Origin of the sequence: Ruminococcus sp. CAG:379 (assembly GCF_000434255.1) — a bacterium.
In the GTDB taxonomy this organism is placed as follows: domain Bacteria; phylum Bacillota; class Clostridia; order Oscillospirales; family Ruminococcaceae; genus Ruminococcus_F; species Ruminococcus_F champanellensis.
Window position 1 is genome coordinate 20825 of record NZ_FR894915.1, and the last position, 857, is coordinate 21681.

The 857-nt window shown below is 61.0% G+C and carries 1 protein-coding gene; it reads left to right on the forward strand.

Annotated elements, in window-relative coordinates:
• Positions 1–142 precede the first annotated feature (142 nt).
• Positions 143–857 (forward strand): DNA translocase FtsK 4TM domain-containing protein (locus tag QVO51_RS10935; RefSeq protein ID WP_441295918.1); only part of this gene is annotated, 715 nt, incomplete at its 3' end.

An 857-nucleotide genomic window follows, 5' to 3' on the forward strand; every position in this document is an offset into this window, starting at 1 on the left:
GGAACGGCAGCAGGAGCCGCCCAAGCCGCCCCAGGATACCGCCAACCAGTTCTGGTCCATTATGCTGTTTGCGCTGGGGGTTCTGTCCCTGCTGCTGATCGTGATACCGGGCACCAGTGCCTGGCATGTGCTACATACCACCATGTTCGGATTGTTCGGGGTGGCGTCCGCCTTTATCCCCCTGATTCTGGTGTATACGGCGATCCTCATTGGCATGGAGCGCTCCCACCAGACCGTATCCGGCAAGGCATTCTGGGGGGTTGCTTTGATGATTCTCAGCAGCGCCATTGTCCAGATTTTCTTTTACGGAGAGGTCAAGGGGGACGGACTGGTGGACTGTGTGCGTACCCTGTTCCGGCAGGGGAAGGACTTGCAGGGAGGCGGCGTGTTCAGTGCGCTGATCGCCTGGCCGCTGATCCGGCTGTTTGATGTGACCGGTGCCAAGATCATCATTCTGCTGATGCTGTTCGTGTTTGTGATGCTTCTGACCAATACGGGGCTGATCGACCTGTTCCGGCTGCTGAGCCGTCCCTTCCGGAGCATGCATCGTGCAGTGCGGCAGGCGAGGTATGACGATCAGTACCTGGATGCCTATGATGAAATGCTCCGGAGCCGCACCGCCCGGGAGGAGCGGGAAGCCATTGCTATGGCGAACGCAGAGCAGCCCAGGCGTACCCGGGCATCCCGGGCGAAGGATTTCCGGTTTGATGTGCCCATTGTGGACAATGCCCCGGTGCCGGAGGATCTGCCCCAGCCGGATTCCCCCCAGTGGGAGCGGGAGCGCCGTTCCGGAGATCCGGTGCCGGAGCAGCCGGAGCCGGAAATCCAGAAAAGCCAGGAGTCTGCGGAGCTGGATG